At 59.1% G+C, this 22,126-nt stretch carries 17 protein-coding genes; 1 reads left to right on the top strand and 16 read right to left on the bottom strand.

Annotation, left to right across the window (positions count from 1 at the left end; translation table 11 throughout):
- Positions 1–118: 118 nt before the first annotated feature.
- The 4 genes from mukB to cmoM are packed head-to-tail and all read right to left on the bottom strand — an operon-like array spanning position 119 to position 7,371.
- Positions 119–4,567: a chromosome partition protein MukB gene (gene mukB, locus ACOI6Z_RS15015; RefSeq protein ID WP_065812151.1), complete on the bottom strand. Its 4,449-nt coding sequence runs from the start codon at positions 4,565–4,567 to the stop codon at positions 119–121.
- Positions 4,567–5,271, bottom strand: coding sequence for a chromosome partition protein MukE (gene mukE, locus ACOI6Z_RS15010; RefSeq protein ID WP_004150840.1), 705 nt, complete (start codon positions 5,269–5,271; stop codon positions 4,567–4,569). Before mukE ends, mukB begins: the two co-directional genes overlap by 1 nt.
- On the bottom strand, positions 5,252–6,574 hold the full coding sequence (gene mukF, locus ACOI6Z_RS15005) for a chromosome partition protein MukF (RefSeq protein ID WP_002898189.1): 1,323 nt from the start codon (positions 6,572–6,574) through the stop codon (positions 5,252–5,254). Before mukF ends, mukE begins: the two co-directional genes overlap by 20 nt.
- Positions 6,571–7,371 (bottom strand): tRNA uridine 5-oxyacetic acid(34) methyltransferase CmoM, encoded by an 801-nt coding sequence (gene cmoM / locus ACOI6Z_RS15000; protein ID WP_017899447.1) that lies wholly within the window; start codon positions 7,369–7,371, stop codon positions 6,571–6,573. Before cmoM ends, mukF begins: the two co-directional genes overlap by 4 nt.
- Positions 7,372–7,492: 121 nt before the next feature.
- Here cmoM and elyC point away from each other — a divergent pair, with 121 nt between their 5' ends.
- A complete protein-coding gene (gene elyC / locus ACOI6Z_RS14995) occupies positions 7,493–8,272 on the top strand; it encodes an envelope biogenesis factor ElyC (protein ID WP_065812152.1) in 780 nt (259 codons plus the stop codon).
- On the opposite strand, the gene ACOI6Z_RS14990 is transcribed toward elyC, so the two are convergent.
- The 12 genes from ACOI6Z_RS14990 to aroA form a co-directional block, all read right to left on the bottom strand.
- A complete protein-coding gene (locus ACOI6Z_RS14990; protein WP_004201393.1) occupies positions 8,249–9,142 on the bottom strand; it encodes a YcbJ family phosphotransferase in 894 nt (297 codons plus the stop codon). The two genes, elyC and ACOI6Z_RS14990, sit on opposite strands and share 24 nt — an antisense overlap.
- 137 nt (positions 9,143–9,279) lie before the next feature.
- Positions 9,280–10,026 (bottom strand): 3-deoxy-manno-octulosonate cytidylyltransferase, encoded by a 747-nt coding sequence (kdsB, locus tag ACOI6Z_RS14985; protein WP_023289025.1) that lies wholly within the window; start codon positions 10,024–10,026, stop codon positions 9,280–9,282.
- On the bottom strand, positions 10,023–10,205 hold the full coding sequence (gene ycaR / locus ACOI6Z_RS14980) for a protein YcaR (RefSeq protein WP_004201390.1): 183 nt from the start codon (positions 10,203–10,205) through the stop codon (positions 10,023–10,025). Before ycaR ends, kdsB begins: the two co-directional genes overlap by 4 nt.
- Before the next feature lie 63 nt (positions 10,206–10,268).
- Complete coding sequence (locus tag ACOI6Z_RS14975) at positions 10,269–11,498, bottom strand: winged helix-turn-helix domain-containing protein (RefSeq protein ID WP_065812153.1); 1,230 nt, start codon at positions 11,496–11,498, stop codon at positions 10,269–10,271.
- A gap of 54 nt (positions 11,499–11,552) precedes the next feature.
- Positions 11,553–12,533 (bottom strand): tetraacyldisaccharide 4'-kinase, encoded by a 981-nt coding sequence (lpxK, locus tag ACOI6Z_RS14970; protein ID WP_065812154.1) that lies wholly within the window; start codon positions 12,531–12,533, stop codon positions 11,553–11,555.
- A complete protein-coding gene (gene msbA / locus ACOI6Z_RS14965; protein WP_004201387.1) occupies positions 12,530–14,278 on the bottom strand; it encodes a lipid A ABC transporter ATP-binding protein/permease MsbA in 1,749 nt (582 codons plus the stop codon). The genes lpxK and msbA overlap by 4 nt, the downstream gene beginning before the upstream one ends.
- Before the next feature lie 36 nt (positions 14,279–14,314).
- Positions 14,315–16,579 carry a ComEC family protein gene (locus ACOI6Z_RS14960; protein ID WP_420687442.1) on the bottom strand — a complete coding sequence of 755 codons (2,265 nt, stop codon included), beginning with the start codon at positions 16,577–16,579 and terminating at the stop codon, positions 14,315–14,317.
- Between the two features lie 202 nt (positions 16,580–16,781).
- Positions 16,782–17,069, bottom strand: a complete 288-nt coding sequence (ihfB, locus tag ACOI6Z_RS14955; RefSeq protein WP_002898165.1) for an integration host factor subunit beta — start codon at positions 17,067–17,069, stop codon at positions 16,782–16,784.
- A gap of 151 nt (positions 17,070–17,220) precedes the next feature.
- The gene (rpsA, locus tag ACOI6Z_RS14950) at positions 17,221–18,894 is read right to left on the bottom strand and encodes a 30S ribosomal protein S1 (protein WP_002898162.1); all 1,674 of its coding nucleotides are present in this window, start codon (positions 18,892–18,894) and stop codon (positions 17,221–17,223) included.
- A gap of 133 nt (positions 18,895–19,027) precedes the next feature.
- On the bottom strand, positions 19,028–19,711 hold the full coding sequence (gene cmk, locus ACOI6Z_RS14945; protein WP_023289021.1) for a (d)CMP kinase: 684 nt from the start codon (positions 19,709–19,711) through the stop codon (positions 19,028–19,030).
- 171 nt (positions 19,712–19,882) lie between these two features.
- Positions 19,883–20,650 (bottom strand): M48 family metallopeptidase, encoded by a 768-nt coding sequence (locus tag ACOI6Z_RS14940; RefSeq protein WP_044521916.1) that lies wholly within the window; start codon positions 20,648–20,650, stop codon positions 19,883–19,885.
- A 147-nt stretch (positions 20,651–20,797) separates the two neighbouring features.
- Complete coding sequence (gene aroA / locus ACOI6Z_RS14935; protein ID WP_044521915.1) at positions 20,798–22,081, bottom strand: 3-phosphoshikimate 1-carboxyvinyltransferase; 1,284 nt, start codon at positions 22,079–22,081, stop codon at positions 20,798–20,800.
- Positions 22,082–22,126: the final 45 nt, after the last annotated feature.

The following is a 22,126-nucleotide window of genomic DNA, read 5'->3' as shown; positions in this document are numbered from 1 at the left end:
TACCTAATGTAAAGAAGTTTAAAGATTATACCACCCTCGCATACCGGGCTGGATAGAAAAAAAGGGCAACATAACGTTGCCCTCTTCACCGCTTAGCCGCCAGAATGTAGCCGCAGCCTCAGGAGGCGTCGGCTGTTCCCGGCAGCGCTTCCGGCAGCGGCGCGGCAAACCCGCGCAGCCCCACCACGTGGACGTGTTCGTGATTATTGAACACCTTACGCACCAGTTTATAGGTGGTGCCTTTCTCCGGACTGATGTTCTCCGGCGCCGCGATAATCAGCTGCATCTCCAGACGTTCGCACAGCTCGAACAGCGTGGCGATGGAGCGGGCGTCGAGACGCGCCGCTTCATCGAGGAACAGCAGACGGCAAGGCGAGATATCCTTGCCGCGCAGGCGGCGGGATTCATCTTCCCAGCTCTGGACGACCATCACCAGAATCGACATCCCGGTACCGATCGCTTCCCCGGTGGACAGCGCGCCGGACTCCGCGCGCAGCCAGCCGTCGGAGCCGCGGTTAACTTCCACTTCCATCTCCAGATAGTTGCGGTAGTCGAGCAGCTCTTCGCCGATGGTTTGCGGCGTGCGCTGCCCCATGTCGATCTGCGGATTCAGGCGCTGATAGAGCTTGGCCAGCGCTTCCGAGAAGGTCAGGCGGTTGCTATTGAACAGATCCTGATGCTGTTCATGCTGCTCGGAGAGCACATCAAGCAGCGTCGAGTGGGTCTCGCGCACGTTGACGTTCAGACGCACGCTGTTGACCTGGCCGAAGGAGACGCTCTGCAATCCCTGGTTGAGCATTCGGATACGGTTCTGCTCGCGCTGAATGGTTTTGCGAATAATGTTGGCCACGCTGCGGGAGCTGATGGCCAGCTTCTGTTCGCGGTTTGTCAGCTCTTCGGTCAGGCGGCTGAGCTCAATCTCCATCTGCTCGATCGCTTCCACCGGATCATCGGTGCGGATAATATCCTGGCGGATACGCTCGCGCAGATGCTGGTAGACGGCAACGAAGAACTGAATTTTGCGCTCCGGGCGCTTCGGATCTTCCGAGATACGCAGCACGTCGCGCAGATGTTCGTTATCGGCGACCGCCAGACGCAGCGCACCGAGCGCCTTATCCGACATGGAGCGCAGCTCGTCGGCGGAGAGATAGGCCAGCTCGCGGCGGTGCAGACGACGCTCGACGCCGTTGTCTTTCACCAGGCGCATCACCGCGCACCAGCCCGCCTTGGCGGTCACCACCTGCTCGCGCATTTCGCAGTAATCGCGCTCCAGCTTGCGCAGTTTGCGGGTCAGGTTGTCCATTTCCGCTTCGCAGAAGGTCAACGCTTTCTCCAGCTGATTGCGACGGGAGCGGTTATTGCTCAGCTGCATGTACAGCTCATCGCGACGCGCACGGGCACGCTCTTCCGCGCCGGCATCGGCGCGCACGCCAATGTCCTGCAGCTCTTTATACAGATCGTTGAGCAGCTCTTTTTTGGTGTCATACGAGCTCTTCAGCGAGGCCAGCACCTGATTGTACTGGCTAAGCTGCGCCGCATGGGCACGCATCGCGTCGCGCGCGCGGCTGCGTTCGGTTTCCGCCTGCTCCAGGCGCTGGCGCAGTTTCTCGTTGAGATCGCTGTTGCCGCTGAGCATTTCCGCCGAATCGGAGTAGCTGAAGTGGGCCCGGCGCTGGACGACTTCCGCCAGGGCAAAAGCCTGCTGGCGCGCATCGCGCTGGGTCTGCTGCGCATAGGCGTAATCTTCTTTCAGCTGCTCAAACTGCTCCGGATCGCTCTGCAGCACCGAAACAATCGGCTCCAGCTTCGCCAGCTGGTTGCCGTGCTGCTGAATAAAGCGCGCGGCCTCCTGCGCTTCGTCCAGACGTTCCTGGATCTCGTCCACGCGGTCGGCCAGCGTATCATCCGCCAGCAGATTCAGGCGCGGCAGCAGGCGGTTGAGCGCCGACACGCCCTCTTTCGCCTGCTCATACTGCACGCGGTTCTGTTGGTTATCGCTTTCATGGGCGCTCAGCGCGCGCTCCAGCTCGCCGCGGCGGCTGTTGAGTTTGCGGATCTCTTCTTCCGGATCGTCCTCGAAGGCCACCGCCAGATGGCTGCCAATGAAGCGGCTAAAGGCCTGATGCAGACGCTGAGTTTTCTGCACGTCAAACGACAGGGTCGCAAAACGCTCGGACAGCGATTCACGCTCGGCATGCAGGGTTTCAATGCGGTTTTCACGCGCGGCGCGGCCAAACAGCGGCAGCGACGGGAAGCGCGAATAACGCCACTGGCGGTCGGCGATCTTCACCACCACCGCTTTTTCCAGCTCATCCACGCTGAATACGCTATCGTCAAAGGACTGCGGATCGCCTTCGATCAGATAGAGATCTTCCGGACAATCTTCCAGTCCTTCAAGCTGCTCGGCAACCTGCGACAGATCCGGCACCACGATGGCATGGCGCGACGGACCGTACAGCGCGGAGAAGTACGGCGCATCGTCAAGGCTGACATCATCGTAGATCTCGGACAGCAGAACGCCGCCGAACCGTTCCGCCAGCGCGTTGAGGCGCGGATCTTCCGAACCGCCCGGCTGGCTGAGACGCTCAATTTCTTCGTCGATGGCGCGCTTGCGGGCGCCGACCTCGTCACGTTCAACGATAGCTTCGCGTTCGCGCTCCAGCAGCTGCTGCAGGTATTCGGTAACCTCCTGGCCGGACTCAAACTGCTCGCCGCTCTGCTCGCACAGCTGGTTAAGGCTGTTCTGCGCCGCCAGCCAGACCGGCGCCCGGCGCATCAGCGTCTGAGTGCGCGACTGCAGCTGCTCCAGCTCCTGGCGCAGGGTCATGCGCTGTTCCTGCGCGTTAGAAACGCTGTCGGCCAGCGAAGCGATGCGCGCTTCCAGCTCCTGATGCAGCGTTTCCAGATCGTCGATATCGTAGCGTTTGCCCTGGCGTTTGCAGAACTCAGCCAGCTGGCGCTCGGCGTCCTGCTGCTCGCGCAGGCGCTGCTCCAGCTCGTTGAGGCGGCTACGCAGCCCCTGCGCCTGCTCGGCCTGGTGACGCTGGTTCACGCCGTCGCGCAGCAATTCGCGCGCCACGTCCCAGGCTTCATTGCGCGCCAGCGGGCCGTTAATCGCCGCCACCAGCTGGTAGGCCTGTTCAAACTGGCTGTGCGCGGTTTGCGCCACGCTCATTTTCTGTTCCAGCGACAGCATTTTCTCCGTCGCTTCCTGCTCTTTCGCCTGGAAGGTTTCCAGCCACTCGTCGGCGCTCTCCGGCGTCAGATCCGGCAGATGACACAGCGCCTTCGCGCGCTCCAGCGCCTGCAGCGCCTGGTTATACTGAATGGCGCGGGTCTGCTGCACGTCGAGCGCCTGCTGATAGTCGGCGAGCTGGTTTTTCAGCTCATCCACTTCCAGCTCGGCGGCCTCGGCGCGGGCTTCGTTCTCTTCCTGGCGATCGATGGCTTCCGCCACCACTTCGTTCTGCTCTTCCAGACGGATCTGCAGCTCGTCGAGATCCGCTTCGTAGCGCTCGATTTTTTCCTGCTGACGCAGTGCGGTCTGCACCAGGTTCAGGTGGTCGCTGGCGGCCTGGTAATCCGCTTCCAGATCGCCTTCTGCGCCGTTATGCTCCTGCAGCTCGCGGGCCATGTCGACGTGCTTATACTGCTCTGCCGCCAGCTGCGAACGCGAGGTAAAGAGATCGCGACGATACTCCAGCGCCTTATCAAGATGAATGCGCCGCTCGTTGGCGTGACGCATATAGTCCGCCGCCACGTAGTTGGTGGCTTCGCTGATCAGGTGTTTGAACAGATCGCGATCGGACTGGGTGACGCGGATCGCCTCGAGGGTCATGCGGTTTTCCCGCAGCGCCGCTTCCATATCCTGGAATGCCTTACGCACGCCGCTGTTTTCCGGCAACAGGTAGTCGCGCAGCGAGCGGGTAATGGTGCTGGAGATCCCGCCGTACAGCGAGGCCTCGATCAGGCGATAGTATTTACTTCGATCGGAGGCGGAACGCAGACGACGCGCCACCACGCCCAGGTCGAACATCAGCGAGTGATACTCGGTGATCGAGTTGAACTGCTTAAACTGGACCCCTTCCATCGCCTCGAGCTTGTCTTTCAGCTCATTGAGACTAACCACGCGCGCCTGGCGATCGTTCAGCGTTTCGGTTAACAGCTGGGTCGGCAGGATAGCGGTGGGCAGCCCCTGAATGGCGAAAGGCTTGATATCGACTTTGCGATCGCGCCCGGCAACCTGCTGCAGACGCACGCCGACCACCACGCGCTGATGGCGCGAGTTGATGACGTCGAGCACGGAGTAACAGACCCCGGCGCGCAGCTTCCCGTGCAGGCCTTTATCGCGTGAGCCGCTGGTGGCCCCCGCTTCGGTGGTGTTACGGAAGTGCAGCAGGGTTAAATCGGGGATCAGCGCCGTGACGAAGGCCGCCATGGTCGTCGACTTACCGGCGCCGTTCCCCCCGGAGAGGGTGGTGACCAGTTCATCAAGATCAAAGGTCCGGGCAAAGAAACCGTTCCAGTTAACCAGCGTCAGCGAGCGAAACTTACCGCGTTCAATCATTACTCTTCCTCCCCGCTATCCGGCTGGTTCTCTTCATTCTCATCATTGAGCTGCAGGTGATTTTCCAGGGCCATCGCTTCCCCGTCGCGGATCAGGCGGCGCTGCGCCTCGCGCGGGTCGTCGCCGGCGCGCACATCGGCGCCAAAGCGGAATACCGATTCGGTAATACGGAACTTGCTGCTGTCATGGCCCATAAACCACACCATCCCCAGACGGCGCAGGCGGTTAAGCGACGCGCGCATTTTTTCCTGCAGCTTCTGGCGGTCCAGATCCGAACCGGTGGAACGGTTGTTGACCAGCTTCAGCAGCCTGGATTCATCCGCCAGGGTCAGCAGCTCGTCATACAGCTCCTGCTGGGTGAAAATCCCTTCATTTGCCAGGCGCTCCGGACTGAGATAGAGATAGCAAAGAATTTTGCCCACCATCATATCCAGTTCGGACAGCACCGAGCGTGAAATCAGGGTTGTGGAACGCGGGCGCAGGTAGAAGAAGCCCTCCGGCGCGCGGATCAGCTCGACGTTATAGCGAGCATAAAACTCTTCCAGATAATCCTGGAAATCCATCAAAAATGCGTGATTATCCAGCTCGTCGAGGCCGATATGTCGGCCCGCGCGCAGGGCGCTGTCCAGCGCCGGAAATAACGGATTGGCCAACGCCTGCGCCAGCTTAACCGGCATCACTTGTTCAATATTTGTCAATGACATGCGCCTGTACCTTGGCTCCGTAATCATTAATCGGCTGCCATTTGGCTGGCAGTCCGGTGAAATCTGCCTGGGCGACGCCCAGCTGTACCGCCTGATCCACGACGATCCGCGCCACGTCAAAGTGACGCCCACGCGGATATTGCGCCAGGAACTCCCGCGCCACCAGGCCGAGATCCAGCGGTATTCCTTTCTCTTTATAGACCGCCAGCTGCGCTTCGATCAGCGCCGCCAGCTGCTCGCGAATTTCGTTAAACTCTTCAAATTCAAGGTCCGCAGGCAGCTCGCCGGTGACCTCTTCATCGCGCAGGGCCATCTCCTCGTCGCGCATATCCAGCAGACGGTCGGCGTTGGCGTAAGTCAGCGCCCACGGCTCATCAAAATAGGTCTGTACCGACTGGCGCAGACGCTGAGCGAAGACGCGGTTCTTATCCATATCGATAGCGGTACGGATAAACTTGTGCACGTGGCGGTCATAGCCGATCCACAGGTCAATCGCCTGCTGGCCCCAGCTGACGATGCGGTCGAGCTTGCTTTGCAGATCGAACACCAGCCGGTCGACAAAATGGAGATCGTCGCGCGCCATGGTCGAATCCTGAATGCGCAGCAGATTCGCCTGCAGCTTATCCCCCGCCGCATCCAGCGTATCCTGCAGTTCACGCAGGGTGCCGGAAGTTTCCGACAGCAACAGTTCACAGCTGGAAATCGCCGCGCGCCAGTCTTTGTTCAACAGCTGCGCGATATCGTCTTTCACCAGCTGCTGCTGCTCATCCATGATGCGCTGCGTCAGGTCGATGCTGTCGAAAATTTCCGCCACCGAATACTTCAGCGGGGCAAAAACGTTGCGATGCCAGTGAAACTCATCGCCGCCCTCTTCTGCCGCGTCCGCCGCGCGCTTCAGCTCGCCGGCGACGATCGACAACTGCATCGAGAGACGCAGCGTCGAAAATTCGCGCTGCCGGATATAATAATCGGTGATCCCGATCCCCAACGGCGTCAGACGATAGATTGCATTGCCTTCGGTAATTTCGCTGGTAAAGCGGTTCAGCAGACGCTGGCGCACCAAATCGTTGATGGCGTTATTGGCGCGCTGGCTGATGGTTTCGCTGGTCTGCTCAAACGCATCACTCACGTGGCGGAACGCATCCACCAGTTCTCCCTCGCTCATTTCTCCTTCCAGCCGTTCGCCATTCAGGGTGGCGATCGCCAGCAGGAAAGAGAGCCTGTCGACCGGCAGCGAGATAGAAAAATCATTTTTCCTGGCCCAGGCAACCAGTTCGGGGACTGTCTGGGAAAATTCACTCATACTTTATCCTTGCATCTGCGGCTATGAGCCTGGCTCTTAAGCGCGGTGACATGAATATAACGGCCCAGGCTGAGGTACGGCTCCTGACGACAGTAGCGCGTCTCCAGCTCCAGCAGCGCCGCATAGCTGTCATGCTGTTGGCGTTTTTCACGCAGATAATCATGAAACACCCGCACGCCGGTTTTGCTGACAATTTGCCAGCCAATCTCTTCCAGCCAGTGATAAACCTGCTGCGGCTCACGCGGATAATCCGGCGACAGCGTGCGTTTTTTCTTTTTTGGCATGCCCAGTTGTACGTAATCGAAATTACCGGCAACCATATTGTGCATCAGCAGGCCGTTAGCATTGTAGAACATCAACGACAAGCCGCCGCCAGGACGCAGCGTCGACCACAGGGTACGCAGCACCGCCTGGGGCTCCGCCACCCACTCCAGCACCGCATGAAACAGTACCAGATCGACCGGGCTTTCCAAGTGCTGCGCAATATCCTGAGCCGCGCATTGTACAAAATGCATGTTGTCGATCACACCTTTATCGACAGCAGCCTGGCGGGCGCGGGCCACCATTTCAGCAGAGAGATCGCACAGCGTCACGTGATGGCCCAGTTGCGCCACTTTAATGGCCGTTTGCCCTTCGCCGCCGCCGGCATCCAGTACCCTCAGCGGTCCCGGTCCCAGCTGCGCCAGCAGCGGCTCCAGATCCTGCCAGAGGATCGCCTGGCGCAGCTGGCCTTTTGTGGTGCCGTAAATATTGCGCGAAAACTTTTCAGCAATGTCATCGAAATTGCGATCCTGCACGGGCGACTCCACAAGCCAACACAAAACCGCTATTTTGTCATACCCGCGCCGAGAATGAAGCGATCTGTTATAAGATCCGAACATAACTTTGGTTATATGGTTAAAAAAGGAACCATCTGGCATGCTTTTCACGCTAAAAAAGATCGTCGGCGGTCTGCTGCTGCCGCTTCCTGCCCTGCTGTTGCTGATCGGTATCGGGATCGTCCTGTTATGGTTCAGCCGCTTTCAACGTACCGGGAAGCTATGCGTGAGCCTCGGCTGGCTGCTGCTGGCGCTGCTGAGCCTGCAGCCCGTGGCAGACAGCCTGCTTAAACCGATAGAAGATCGCTATCCCACCTGGCGCGGCGAGCAGCCGGTGAGCTACGTGGTGGTGCTGGGCGGCGGCTATACCTGGAACCCGGAGTGGGCGCCAAGCTCTAACCTTATCAGCAACAGCCTGCCGCGCCTGACGGAGGGCATTCGCCTGTGGCAGGAGAATCCGGGATCGAAAATGATCTTTACCGGCGCGGCGGCAAAAACCAACCCCGTCAGCACGGCGGAGGCCGGGGCGAGAGTGGCGGAGAGCCTCGGCGTACCGCGCAGCGATATCATCGTGCTCGATAAGCCGAAAGATACGGAAGAGGAAGCGCTGGCGGTGAAGGGCGCCATCGGCGACGCCCCCTTCCTGCTGGTCACCTCGGCGTCACACCTTCCGCGGGCGATGCTCTTCTTTCGCCATGCCGGTCTGGACCCGCTGCCCGCACCGGCTAATCAGATGGCGATCACGTCACCGCTCAATCCGTGGGAGCGGGTCATTCCTTCTCCGGTGTGGCTGATGCACAGCGACCGGGTCGGCTATGAAACGCTCGGTCGCGTTTGGCAATGGCTGAAAGGCAGCTCAGGCGAGCCAGGGCAGGAGTGATTTTGCGGCGAGGTCGAAACGGGCGCGGTCAAAGCGCCCGGTATTGACCAGACTATCCACCTCATCCCACAGCAGATAAAGCCAGCGCCGCCAGACAAAGGCCTCGGAAACCGGCGCCTGCTGCAGGTAGCGCCATAGCAGCTGCTCGGCCTGGCCCCCCTCCGCGAGACGGAACAGTTCGTACTCCCGCGGCGCCCACAGCATCATCCCCGGGCCGACCATCGCCAGCAGCTGGTCGCTGCGCGGATCTTTCAGCATGCTGCGCAGGGTGAAATTGCCGTGCACCAGCACGGCATTATCATTGAAATCGCGGAACAGCTCAGGCAGACACTCGCGAGAGCGGAACAAAACCCGCTTATCCTGCATGGTCAGGCCGGTGTCCTGATACAGGTTCAGGGTGCTCCACAACATCGCCACCCGCTGCCGGTACCAGTTCGGCCACAGATTGTCCTGGGTATTATCGACCATCCCCACGCAGCCGCCGCTGTCCTGACGATGCCAGGCCAGCAGCGCCTCGACGATCTGCTCCTGCAGCTGCTCCCAGCGCGCCGGGGTGCGGGTGGGCGCCTCCACCGGGACGCCGCGCAGGCGCTCAAGCAGCAGCACGTCCGGCCCGGGATGCTCTTCATGCGTCATCACGCCGTAGACCACCGGCATGCGCACCGTACCGCTGCGCGCCAGAGTGGAGATCTTCCAGGCCAGCTGCCGCGCCACCCCGGGCGTGGTGAAACTTCGCGCCAGCAGCGGCATCGGATTTCCCTGCGCGTCATACAGGGACCACAGCGCCGTAGCGGCTTTTTCACTGACACACTCCACCCGGCTCAGCTTTTCGCCAAGCAGGTGACTGAGTTCGGTTCGCAACTGTTCCATTGTCGATTACCCCTATGATCACTACTGATTTCATAATGAGCGCCCGCACCTGGGTTGTCATCGGATAAGATCAAAAATGGGCAAAAAAAGCATAAAACTGGTGGGGATATCCCCTCCTGCAAGGAGGGGACAGAGGACTAGCGCAGTTCAGCGCGGACGCGCGCCAAATCTTCAGGGGTATCGACGCCGGTGCCGGGCACTTCGGCCGCCACGGCGACGTGGATCTTCTCGCCATACCACAGCACCCGCAGCTGCTCGAGCATTTCAATCTGCTCCAGCGGGCTTGGCGCCCAGCTGACGTAGCGGCGAATAAAGCCGGCGCGATAGCCATAGATGCCGATGTGGCGCAGCAGAGAATCACCAATGGCGTCGCGGGAGTGGGCAAAGCGATCGCGATCCCAGGGAATGGTGGCGCGGGAGAAATAGAGCGCATAGCCCTGCGCATCCATCACTACTTTGACCGCATTTGGATTAAACGCCTCTTCCGCATCGTGGATCGGTACCGCCAGCGTCGCCATTCCGCTGGTGCTGGCAGCCAGATTCTCCGCCACCTGGCGGACGATAGCCGGGGGGATCATCGGCTCATCGCCCTGGATATTGACGATGATGGTGTCATCGCTGAACGCGCACTTCTCCACCACCTCCGCCAGCCGTTCGGTGCCGGACTGATGGTCGGCGCGGGTCATGCAGACCTCGCCGCCGGCGGCTTCAACCGCCCGGGCGACATCTTCGTGATCGGTGGCGACAATAATGCGTTCCGCGCCGGATTCGCGGGCGCGCTCCAGCACATGGACAATCATCGGCTTGCCGTTAATGTCCTGCAGTGGTTTTCCCGGCAGGCGCGTGGAGGCGAAACGCGCAGGAATAATGACCACGAAACTCATGAGTGACTCTCTTCTACCGCCAGCGGACGCGCTTCTGTCTCCAGCAGCACAGGGATGCCGTCGCGGAGCGGAAACGCCAGACTATCAAGTTTGCAAATAAGTTCTTGCTTATCCTGACTGTAATACAGCTTACCGTTACAGACCGGGCAGGCGATGATTTCAAGTAAACGGTGATCCATGTTTCCTCCTGATGGACCGGATAGATTTCTCAGCAGCATAACACAGGAAGGTCGGCGCCGGGATCAATCGGCATCGATTTCCCACCCCTGCGTCTGGCCGACAAACAGCCCTTCCGGCAGGCGTCGGCACAGGATCCGCTCTGCCGATTGCCAGCGTGCGAAATCGTTGATCGCCCGGCGCAGCCCCTGCTCCAGACCACGGGTGATCTTCACCCCATCCTCCAGCCACAGGGCGAAGATCTCCAGTTCCCGGCTTTTGCGATGTATTTTACTGTCCATCCGCCCGACCAGTTTTCCCCGGTGCAGCAGAGGCTGTACGAAGTAGCCATACTGACGCTTCGGCGCAGGGGTATAGCACTCCAGGCGATAGCTGAAGTTGAACAGCTGCTCAGCGCGTTTCCGATCCCAGACCACCGGGTCGAAGGGCGAGAGCACGGCGCTATGGCTGGCGGTAAGTTTACCGCCGGGCGCGGACTCCAGCTGCGCCAGCGCATCGCGATGCAGCCACATCTCGCCAAGCGCTTCCACGTTGGCCGGGGTCACCAGACCCTCTTCCTGCCAGGCCGCCAGCAGACCCGGTAGCGCCGGCTGACGTAAACGATAGTAATCCGCCAGCCACTGGGGACGAAAGATGCCGAGGCTGCGGGCGCTGTTGCGCAGCATGATGGCCTCTGCGGCGTCGCGGGACAGCGCATCGCGCTCGTCGTCCCAGTGCGGCATCACCCGCCGGGTTAAATCATACACGCGGTGAAAGTTGCGCCGCTCCACCACCATCACTTCCCCGGCGGTAAACAGCCCTTCCAGGTGGCGCTTATGCGGTTTCCACTCCCACCAGCCGCTGGCGCCTTTGCGAGGGTGGGCAAAATCCGCCGAGCGAACCGGCCCGTTTTGGCCGATATACGCCACCAGCTCTGCAATACTGCCGGCATGCTCCTCCATCCACGCGCGATGATATTTCCAGCCCATCTTGTCGGGGTTCAACATCCGGTGGCGCACAAGGGCGAAATCGCTGCGCGGCAGAAAACAGGCTTCATGCGCCCAGTATTCCATCAGCTCGCCGTTGCGCAGCGACTCATCCAGCCAGTGCTGCGGATAGCTGCCGAGACGGCTGAACAGCACCAGGTAGGGGCTGCGGGCCACCACGTTGATGGTATCGATTTGCAGCAGCGACATCTGCTGGACGGTGGAAAGGATGTCATTTGGGCGAGCGCGACGCCGGGGCTTTTTTAATAACCCCTGCGCCGCGAGATGGAGGTGGCGCGCCTCATTAAGCGATAGTTGCAATACCGACATGCAGGTTCTCCGTCAGGATTTCCAGCACAGCGGCGAGCAAAGCCGGCGCGTCGGTTAACGTTGCGCCAACGTCGCTAAGTCCGCAAGCAACCGCTGTGCGCGTTCATCGGCCATTATGGCGTCGACCGGTAAATACCACCAGTTCGCAGCGGCGAAATCGCGACATTTCACGGCGTCTTTTTCGGTCATCAGCAGCGTCTGCCCGGCGGTTACCAGGGCGGCGACATCGGCCTGGCTCAGCGCCTGATGGTCCGCCAGAGCCACGGTTTTGACCGGTTGGACGCCACTGCTTTCGAGGGTGGCGAAAAAGCGCGGCGGATGGCCGATGCCGGCCATTGCCACCACGTTAGTGAAGGTAGAGACATCGCGACGTTCACCGGTGAGCAGGTTGACCGCCATCCCGGGACGCAGCTGCATCGGGATCTCTCCCGGACGCGCCACGCCGCCGTTGACGATAACCGCATCAACGCTTTGCAAGCGCGACGCCCGCTCACGCATCGGCCCGGCAGGCAGCCACCAGCCGTTGCCAAAGCGGCGCACGCCGTCGATGACGACAATTTCCCGGTCCCGCGCCAGCTTATAGTGCTGCAAACCATCGTCGGTCACGATAATCTGCAGATCGTGCGCGCTGAGCAGCGATTTCACCGCGTCGCTGCGCAGTGGGGAGACAGCCACCGGCGCGCCGGTGCGCTGATGGATGAGCACCGGTTCATCGCCTGCCTGCGCCGTACTGGTCCGGTCAGTTAACACCAGCGGGTAGCGTTCGGCTTTACCGCCGTAGCCGCGGGAGACCACCCCAACGCGAATGCCGCGCTGTTGCAGCTGCTCCACCAGCCAGATCACCACCGGCGTTTTACCATTGCCGCCGGCGGTCAGGTTACCGACCACCACCACCGGCACCGGCGCGCGCCAGGCTTTTTTCCACCCCAGCTGATAACTGAGGCGAATCACCGCGCTCACCAGGCCATACAGCCAGGAGAGCGGCAGCAGCAGGCGCCACAGCGGCGATTCACCGGACCAGATGCGCGCGATCATTCGCCGAATTGCATCTTATGCAGCTGGGCGTATACGCCTTTATGCTCCAGCAGGTCGTGGTGCGTTCCGCGCTCCACGATCCGCCCGTCTTCAACCACCACGATCTCATCAGCCTGCTCAATGGTTGACAGACGGTGGGCGATAACCAGCGAGGTGCGGTTTTTCTGCAGCTCATCCAGCGCCGCCTGAATCGCACGCTCGGACTCGGTATCCAGCGCCGAGGTGGCTTCATCGAGGATCAGGATCGGGCTGTTACGCAGTAGCGCACGGGCGATAGCAATACGCTGGCGCTGGCCGCCGGACAGCATCACGCCATTTTCGCCGATGATGGTATCCAGGCCATTGTCCATCTTGTTGATGAAGTCCATGGCGTAGGCCATCCGCGCAGCCTCTTCAATTTGCTCGCGGCTGTACTCTTCGGTACGGGCATAGGCGATGTTATTAGCGACGGTATCATTGAACAGGTGCACGTTCTGTGAAACCAGCGCGACCTGGTCGCGCAGCGAGCTCAGCTTGTACTCGCGCAGGTCGTGGCCATCCAGCAGGATCTGCCCGTCGTCGACATCGTAGAAGCGTGTGATCAGGCTGGCGATGGTCGATTTACCCGACCCGGAGCGTCCCACCAACGCCACGGTTTTCCCTTCCGGGATATCGAGATTGATATTGCGCAGCGCGGCCACTTCGCGACCCGGATAGGTAAAGGTGACGTTCTCGAACTTGAGATTGCCTTTCGCCCGCTCAATGACGCGCGTACCTTCGTCTTTTTCCTGCTCGGAATCGAGGATCGCAAACAGCGTCTGGCATGCCGCCATCCCGCGCTGGAACTGGGCATTGACGTTGGTCAGCGACTTCAGCGGACGCATCAGCGCAATCATGGAGGAGAAGACCACGGTAATGGTCCCGGCGGTCAGGGTGTCCATCACGCTCGGGAAGCTGGCGGCATACAGGACAAAGGCCAGCGCCAGGGAGGCGATAAGCTGAATGATCGGGTCGGAGATAGACGAGGCGGAAACCATCTTCATCCCCTGCAGGCGCATTTTATTGCTGACCTTATCAAAACGTTTAGTTTCCACTTCCTGGCCGCCAAACATCAGCACCTCTTTGTGCCCTTTCAGCATCTGCTCGGCGCTGGTGGTGACCTGCCCCATCGTGTTCTGCATATTCTTACTGATATTGCGAAAACGCTTGGAGACCACGCGGATTGCTACCGACACGATAGGCGCCAGTACGATCAGGATCAGCGACAGCTGCCAGCTGTAATAGAACATCATCACGAACAGGCCGATAATCGATGCCCCTTCGCGGACCACGGTGATCAGCGCGCTGGAAGAAGAGGAAGCGACCTGCTCGGAATCATAGGTGATACGTGACAGCAGCGTCCCGGTAGACTGCTTGTCAAAGAATGCCACCGGCATACCCATCATGTGGCCGAACAGGCGACGACGCATGGTCATCACCACTTTGCCGGAAACCCAGGAGATACAATAGCTCGAGATGTAGCTGGTGATCCCACGCAGCACCATCAGCCCGATAACCACCAGCGGCATCCATAGCAGCACTGAGCGATCCGTTTTACCAAAACCATCATCCAATAACGGTTTAAGAAGCGATAACATGAAGGTGTCACTGCCCGCGTTAAGCACTAACGCCACCGCCGCTACGATTAGCCCGGCTTTAAACGGTGCAATAATCGGCCAAAGTCGGCGGAAGGTCTGCCACGTGGAGAGATCTTTATCGTTCTGCATTCAATAAACCAGCTTGTGTTGAAATAGCCGCATATTCTACCCGTTATCGGCGGGCGCGCCAAACCACTGATGATACCAACGTGGTAAAACTTGATCCCGTAAGCTATGGATTTGCCACCCTTCTGCAGAAAAAACCACCGTTATCTGCCCATGCTGCGGCGTGGCGAACCAGCGATACCCCCGCTGGCGATAACGCTGAACGACCTTGTGCGAGGGCATCCGCCACGCATTGTAGCGCGAAGCGGAAACCAGCGCGGCCGCGCCATCCACCCGCCGGATCAGCAGTTCGCTGGAGGAGGTGTTGCTGCCGTGATGGGGAACCTGAATAAGTGTAGACGCCAGATGCTGCCAGTAGCGGCTGATCATCGCCTGCTCCGCCTGACGTTCTATATCGCCGGTCAGCAGGATGCTGGAGCGACCGTCATCGATCCGCACCACGCAGGAGTGATTGTTTCCCTTTGCCGTGCTGCCCGGCAGCGGCCACAGCGCCTGGAAAGTGAGTCCCTGCCACTGCCAGCGCTCGCCGCGATGGCACGGCAGATGACCCGACCAGCCTGGCGGGCTGCGCACCCACGCCTGCGGCCATGCCTGCAGCACCGATTCGAGGCCGCCGCGATGGTCAAGATGCTCGTGGCTCAGCATAATCCCCTGCAGCTGCAGATGGTGCCAGCGCAGCCACGGGATAATCACCTGTCGACCGCTATCGCCCTGCGGCCATGCCGGCCCGGTATCGTACAATAACGCCTTGCCGTAACGCTCGATCACCATCGCCAGCCCCTGCCCGACATCCAGCATCGTCACCTGCCATTGGTCCGCGGGCGGTTGCCGGCTGAATGGCCGCGTCAGCAAAAACAGCACGCTCAGACACAGCGCCGGCGAATGTCGCCAGCTCTGAAAACGCCAGCCCATCACCAGCAGCCACGGCAGGCTACTGATCCAGAGCCAGCGGGCATCCAACGTCAGCCAGCCGTCCGGTAAACGTCGTAACCCCCAGAACAACACCGCCAGCACGCGATCGGCCGCCAGCCAGATCAGCGACGCCACCATCTCCGGTCCAGTGAGATGCAGCAGCATTCCGGCGAGAATGAGCGGCACCGCCAGCAGGGTCACTAACGGTACCGCCAGCAAATTGGCGGCCATCGATGTCAGGCTTATACCGTGGAAGAGCAGCAGTTGCAGCGGCATCAGCAGCAGCGTCACGCCAGCCTGCAAATGCGCGAGGGCGAACAGGGCTTTCCACGGCCAGCGCCAACGGCTGTCAGGCAGCGGTAACCACTGGTACCAGAAGATCAGCCCCGCCACGGCGAAGGCGGATAGCCACAGGCTTTGCGACAACACCGCTAACGGATCGGCAACCAGTATCGCCCCCAGACAGCAGAGCCACACCTGCCACGCCGTCCAGCGTTGACCCGACAAACGTAAAGCACAGCAGACCGCAAGCCCTACGCAAGTGCGCAGGGCCGGCGGCTGCATACCGGTCAGCCAGGCATAGCCGACGGCGCCCGCCAGTCCGGCCAGCAGCGGTAGCCGCCAGCCGATCCAGCGCCCCGGTAAAAGTGACTGTAATCCGCGCAGCAGGAGCACGATCAGGGAAGCCGCGAGGGCAATATGCAAACCGGAGATAGCCATCAGATGGGAGGTGCCTGTGTTCTGCATCAGGACCTTTATCTCCGCCGGCAGCGCCAGCCGCTCCCCCATTCCCAGCCCCAGCATCACCGGATGCCAGGGATAAGTCTGCAATCGCCGGGTCAGCGACGCCAGGTAGCGGGCACGCAGACTGCAGCGGGTATCCAGCGCGGAAGCGGTGACGATCCCCCCGCTCAGCGGCCGATGCTGAGCCAGCGCATAGCGCTGGCTGTCGAAGCCCCCGTCATTGAGCTGTCCATGCACCGGCCGCAGGCGCAGCGTCATCATCCAGCGCTGCCCCTCGCAGACGGGCGCAGGTGCAAGTTCCCCGTATAAAGTCACGCCAACCGGAGGGAACAGGAAGCGACCCGCCAGGCGCACAATCTGCCCGCGGTGCAGGGTCTGACCATCCGTCTCGTGAAGGATCACTTCCGCCTGACGGACGGCGCCGGTGAGGTGCTGCGTTGGCCACAGCGCCTGATACGCGCTTAAAACTCCCCAGACCATCAGCAGAAGCGTCACCGCCACAACGGCGACGACCGTCCCGCGCAGACGGGTCAGCAACATCGCCAGTACGCCGGCGACCGCCAGAATGCCCGGCCCCGGCAACGCGGGTAGCCAGAGTAGCGGCAGTATTGCGATGATGGCGCATCCGGCAAGCCATGGTAGACGCATAAACACCTCCCTGTGAGCGGGCAGTGTTACGCAAAGCGAGGCTGGCGTCCTGGGGCAGTATTCAGGCGCGCGCGCAGCGTTCCAGACAATCGTCACGCTTGCAGTCAGGCACTTTTGTTTTGCGAGGCGGAACGCAAATGGCGGGTACAAAAAAAGCACCCAAAGGTGCTTTTATCGTCAGGCAGGTTGCACGTCGTGCAACTCACCCTTCATAAATATTGGCGCGGTCACGTAATTCTTTCCCGGGCTTAAAGTGCGGAACGTACTTACCTTCCAGTTCGACTTTATCACCAGTTTTCGGGTTACGTCCGGTGCGAGGTGCTCGATAGTGCAGAGAGAAGCTGCCGAAACCGCGGATTTCAATGCGCTCACCTTGAGCAAGCGTTGAGGCCATATGTTCCAGCATTTCTTTAACAGCATCTTCCACCGCTTTCGCCGGAATGTGAGATTGCTGGCTGGCAAGTCTTTCAATCAATTCTGACTTGGTCATTATTCCTCCGGTTTCCTTCAAGGCAAAAATTAGCTAACAGCTTAAACAAGGGCGGCCGTAGCCGCCCTTTGTGCTTGATTACAGGACGAATCCTGCAATCTGTCAAGTAAACTCGTCACTATTCAGGTTGTTATTACCTGAATGACAAAGATTACTCGCCTTTCGCTGCTTTGAACGCTTCAGCCATGGCGTTGTTGGAGAAGTTCGCGTCTTCCTGCTTGTTCACGGTAGCGATAGCGTCTTTTTCTTCCGCTTCGTCTTTCGCACGTACAGACAGGCTCACTACGCGGTTCTTACGATCCACGCCAGTGAATTTCGCTTCAACTTCGTCGCCAACGCTCAGAACCAGAGTTGCGTCTTCAACGCGGTCACGGGATGCTTCAGAAGCACGCAGGTAACCTTCTACGCCGTCAGCCAGTTCTACGGTTGCGCCTTTAGCGTCAACTGCAGTCACTTTACCAACAACGATAGCGCCTTTCTTGTTCAGAGCAACGTAGTTGTTGAACGGATCTTCCGCCAGCTGTTTAACGCCCAGGGAGATACGCTCACGCTCTGCGTCAACCTGCAGAACAACTGCTGCGATTTCGTCGCCTTTTTTGTATTCACGAACTGCTTCTTCGCCTGCAACGTTCCAGGAGATGTCAGACAGGTGAACCAGGCCGTCGATGCCGCCGTCCAGGCCGATGAAGATACCGAAGTCAGTGATAGACTTGATTTTACCTTCAACACGGTCGCCCTTGTTGTGGGTTTCCGCGAACTGCTGCCATGGGTTAGATTTGCACTGCTTCAGACCCAGGGAGATACGACGACGCTCTTCGTCGATATCCAGAACCATTACTTCCACTACGTCGCCAACGTTAACAACTTTGGACGGGTGGATGTTTTTGTTGGTCCAATCCATTTCGGAAACGTGAACCAGGCCTTCAACGCCTTCTTCGATTTCAACGAAGCAGCCGTAGTCGGTCAGGTTGGTCACGCGACCGGTCAGTTTGGTACCTTCCGGATAACGTTTAGCGATAGCTACCCACGGATCTTCGCCCAGCTGTTTCAGGCCCAGGGATACACGGGTACGCTCGCGGTCGAACTTCAGCACTTTAACAGTGATTTCGTCGCCAACGTTTACGATTTCGCTCGGATGCTTAACGCGTTTCCAGGCCATATCGGTGATGTGCAGCAGGCCGTCAACGCCGCCCAGATCAACGAATGCACCGTAGTCAGTGAGGTTCTTAACGATACCTTTGACTTCCATGCCTTCCTGCAGGTTTTCCAGCAGCTGATCGCGCTCTGCGCTGTTTTCGGATTCGATAACGGCACGACGAGAAACAACAACGTTGTTACGCTTCTGGTCCAGCTTGATGACTTTGAACTCAAGCTCTTTGCCTTCCAGGTGCAGCGTGTCGCGCACCGGACGAACGTCTACCAGGGAACCCGGCAGGAACGCACGAATACCGTTCAGCTCAACAGTGAAGCCACCTTTAACTTTGCCGTTGATAACACCGGTAACAGTTTCAGCGTCTTCGTAAGCTTTTTCCAGCGTGATCCAAGCTTCGTGACGTTTAGCTTTCTCACGGGACAGCAGAGTTTCACCGAAGCCGTCTTCTACTGCATCCAGAGCAACGTCAACTTCGTCACCAACCTGGATTTCCAGCTCGCCCTGGGCGTTTTTGAACTGCTCAGCCGGGATGGCGGACTCAGATTTCAGACCGGCGTCAACCAGTACTACGTCTTTGTCGATAGCAACAACAACACCACGAACGATGGAACCCGGGCGGGTTTCGATTTCTTTTAAGGATTCTTCAAACAGTTGAGCAAAAGATTCAGTCATGTTTAATCTTCAGGTTAATATTAACGTCCACCTGGCTCCGTGCCGGATGGGGTTGTTTCACATACCCGCTGACCATCCCTTGCCGCGGGGTACTGCTATAATTCGGAGGCTTCGACGCGTGACCGGTTAAGGCTTACGCAACGGCCAATTTTTCGCGCGCATATTGTAGCGCTTTTTCAATCACTTGCTCAATGTTTAGTTCGGTTGAATCGAGAACTAATGCATCGGCAGCCGGGACAAGCGGCGCCACGGCGCGATTTCTATCGCGATCGTCACGCTCTTTTATCTCGGACAAAAGACGTTCAAAGTTAACATCAAAGCCCTTTTCCTGCAACTGCCGCATGCGGCGATGCGCCCGCTCATCGGCCGAGGCATCGAGGAAAATTTTCACCGGCGCGTCCGGGAAAACCACCGTGCCCATATCGCGCCCGTCGGCAATCAGCCCCGGCAGCTCACGAAAGGCGCGCTGGCGGCGCAGCAGCGCTTCGCGAACGCGAGGGAAAGCCGCCACTTTCGAGGCGGCGTTCGCGACCTCCTGGGTGCGAATTTCGCCGCTGACATCTTCCCCTTCCAGCACCACTTCCAGGTTGCCGTCAGTAGAAATAAAGCGCACGTCAAGATGGGCAGCCAGGGGCACCAGCGCCTCTTCGGACTCCACGTCAACATGATGATGCAGCGCCGCCAGCGCCAGAACGCGGTAGATCGCGCCTGAATCTAACAGATGCCAGCCCAGCGCTTCCGCCATTGCCTTGCACAACGTACCTTTACCCGCACCGCCAGGCCCATCAATGGTGATTACCGGAACTGTTGCCGTCATCTTTTTCTCCTTCAGCAAGGCGCATAAATATCTAAACGCCGCGCATTATACGCATCTCTTCGGCGGAAAGTGAGTCTTGCTTTTAAATTACAGATAACTGGAAATCTCATGCGGAAGAATTGAGCAATTATAGCGGGCTGATTGAGCATCAGCCCGGAAGATGAGGCAGTTTTACTTTTTATCTGCAGCGATACGGTCGCGGATATGCTGCGCGCGTTCAGCTGAAGGCGGGTGTGAATCGAACAGAGATTTACTGTGGCCGGCGTCAAGGCTGGCCAGCTTGTCGAAGCTGCCCACCAGCCCCTGAGTGCTGATGTTGCGTTTTTTCAGCAGATCGTAAGAGAAATCATCAGCATCCGACTCCTGCGAGCGGGAGAACGCAGAGTTGATCATTCCCTCAGCGATATCGCCCAACTGAGATTTAGACAAGCTTGCAGCCGCTTCGCTGGTCGCTGAAATTGCATCGCGTGCGGCAATAGTCGCATACGCGGTTTGCATCGCTTTGCGCGAGTGTCCGAGCGCTACGTGACCCAGCTCATGGCCCAGAACCGCTTCAACTTCATTATCGGTCATCATGTCCATCAGGCCGCTATAGACGCGGACGCAGCCGTTGGCCATTGCCCAAGCGTTGACGTCGGATGTCATGTAAACCTTATAGGTTACCGGCGTGCCGTTGATATTATTTCCTAACGCTTTGGCAATTTTATTCAGACGTTTGGTGTACTTACTTGATGCACTAGCCAGTTTATTTTCACTATCCATTTGCTTACAGGCATCGTCGGAAAGCGTTTTGACTTCAGAGTCAGAAAGCGTCGCCGCTTTGTAAGCCGTCATTCCTGAATTGACGAGGGCGTTGGTGTCCATCCCCTGCATATTTTTACAACCTGCCAACAACGTGGCGGAAACGGCCAAAGCCAGCATTACTTTTGTATTTCTCATATCAATCATCCATTGATTAGCATAATAAACGCTTATAAATCCTATATTTACAAGCAAGCAAGGCTAGCATTTAGTTTCCTGTCCGACAAGCAGAGATAAAAAAACGCCGACCTGAGGGTCGGCGTTGTTACCTTAAATTCGCGTCATTCAGGCCGGCGTACTGATCCGCGCCAGTTGCTCAAAATAGTCGGGGAAGGTTTTCGCCGTACACTTCGGATCAAGGATGGTCACCGGCGTATCAGACAGCGCCACCAGCGAGAAGCACATCGCCATCCGGTGGTCGTTATAGGTGCCGATTTCAGCATACTTCAGCGTCGCCGGCGGGGTGATGCGAATATAATCTTCACCCTCTTCCACCTCGGCGCCCACTTTACGCAACTCGGTCGCCATGGCGAACAGACGGTCCGTCTCCTTGACCCGCCAGTTGTAGATATTGCGCAGCGTGGTGGTCCCTTGCGCGAACAGGGCGGCGGTGGCGATGGTCATCGCGGCGTCCGGGATATGGTTCATATCCATATCGATAGCCTTGAGCTCGCCCCGGGTACAGGCGATGAAATCGTCGCCCCAGGTGACGGTGGCGCCCATTTTTTCCAGTACGTCGGCGAAACGAATATCGCCCTGTACGCTGCCGCGGCCAATACCGGTGACTTTCACCGTGCCGCCCTTAATGGCGCCAGCGGCAAGGAAATACGAGGCCGATGAAGCATCCCCTTCCACCAGGTAATCCCCCGGCGACTGATACTGTTGCTTGCCGCGCACCACAAAGCGCTGATAAGACTGGTTGTCCACCTCAACCCCGAAGGTTTTCATCAGGTGCAGCGTAATGTCGATATAGGGTTTTGACACCAGATCGCCCTTAATGGCGATCACGGTATCCTGCGGCGCCAGCGGCGCGGTCATCAGCAGCGCGGTCAGGAACTGGCTGGAGACGCTGCCGTCAACTTCAACGTTGCCCCCCTGGAATCCCCCGCGCAGGCGCAGCGGCGGATAATTTTCCTGCTCCAGATAGTCGATCTGAGCGCCGCCCTGACGCAGGGCATCCACCAGATGGCCGATCGGGCGCTCTTTCATTCGCGGCTCACCGGTCAGCACGATATCGTTGCTGCCAAGGCACAGGGCTGCCGCCAGCGGGCGCATCGCGGTACCGGCGTTGCCGAGGAACAGCTCCAGCGCCGCTGCGGCATGCAGCGGGCCGCCGTTGCCGGTCACTTCACAGCGGGTACGGTCAGCAGACAGGGTGTATTGAACCCCCAGCGCACTCAGGGCATTCAGCATATGGCGCACATCGTCGCTGTCCAGCAGGTTGGTCAGCACCGTCGTGCCGCGGGCCAGGGCGGCCAGCAGCAGCGCGCGGTTGGAGACGCTTTTCGAACCTGGCAGGTTCACGGTGCCCTCTACGCGTGCGATGGGTTGTAACGTCAGGGAATCCATCAAACTTCACTCTCAAACAAACAGAATAAAAACCCCGCAGACAGG

The sequence above is a fragment of the Klebsiella sp. C239 genome, from assembly GCF_048822715.1.
Lineage (GTDB): Bacteria > Pseudomonadota > Gammaproteobacteria > Enterobacterales > Enterobacteriaceae > Klebsiella > Klebsiella quasipneumoniae.
Note: the sequence above shows the minus strand (reverse complement) of the source record. Positions and strands in the feature narration are given on the sequence as shown.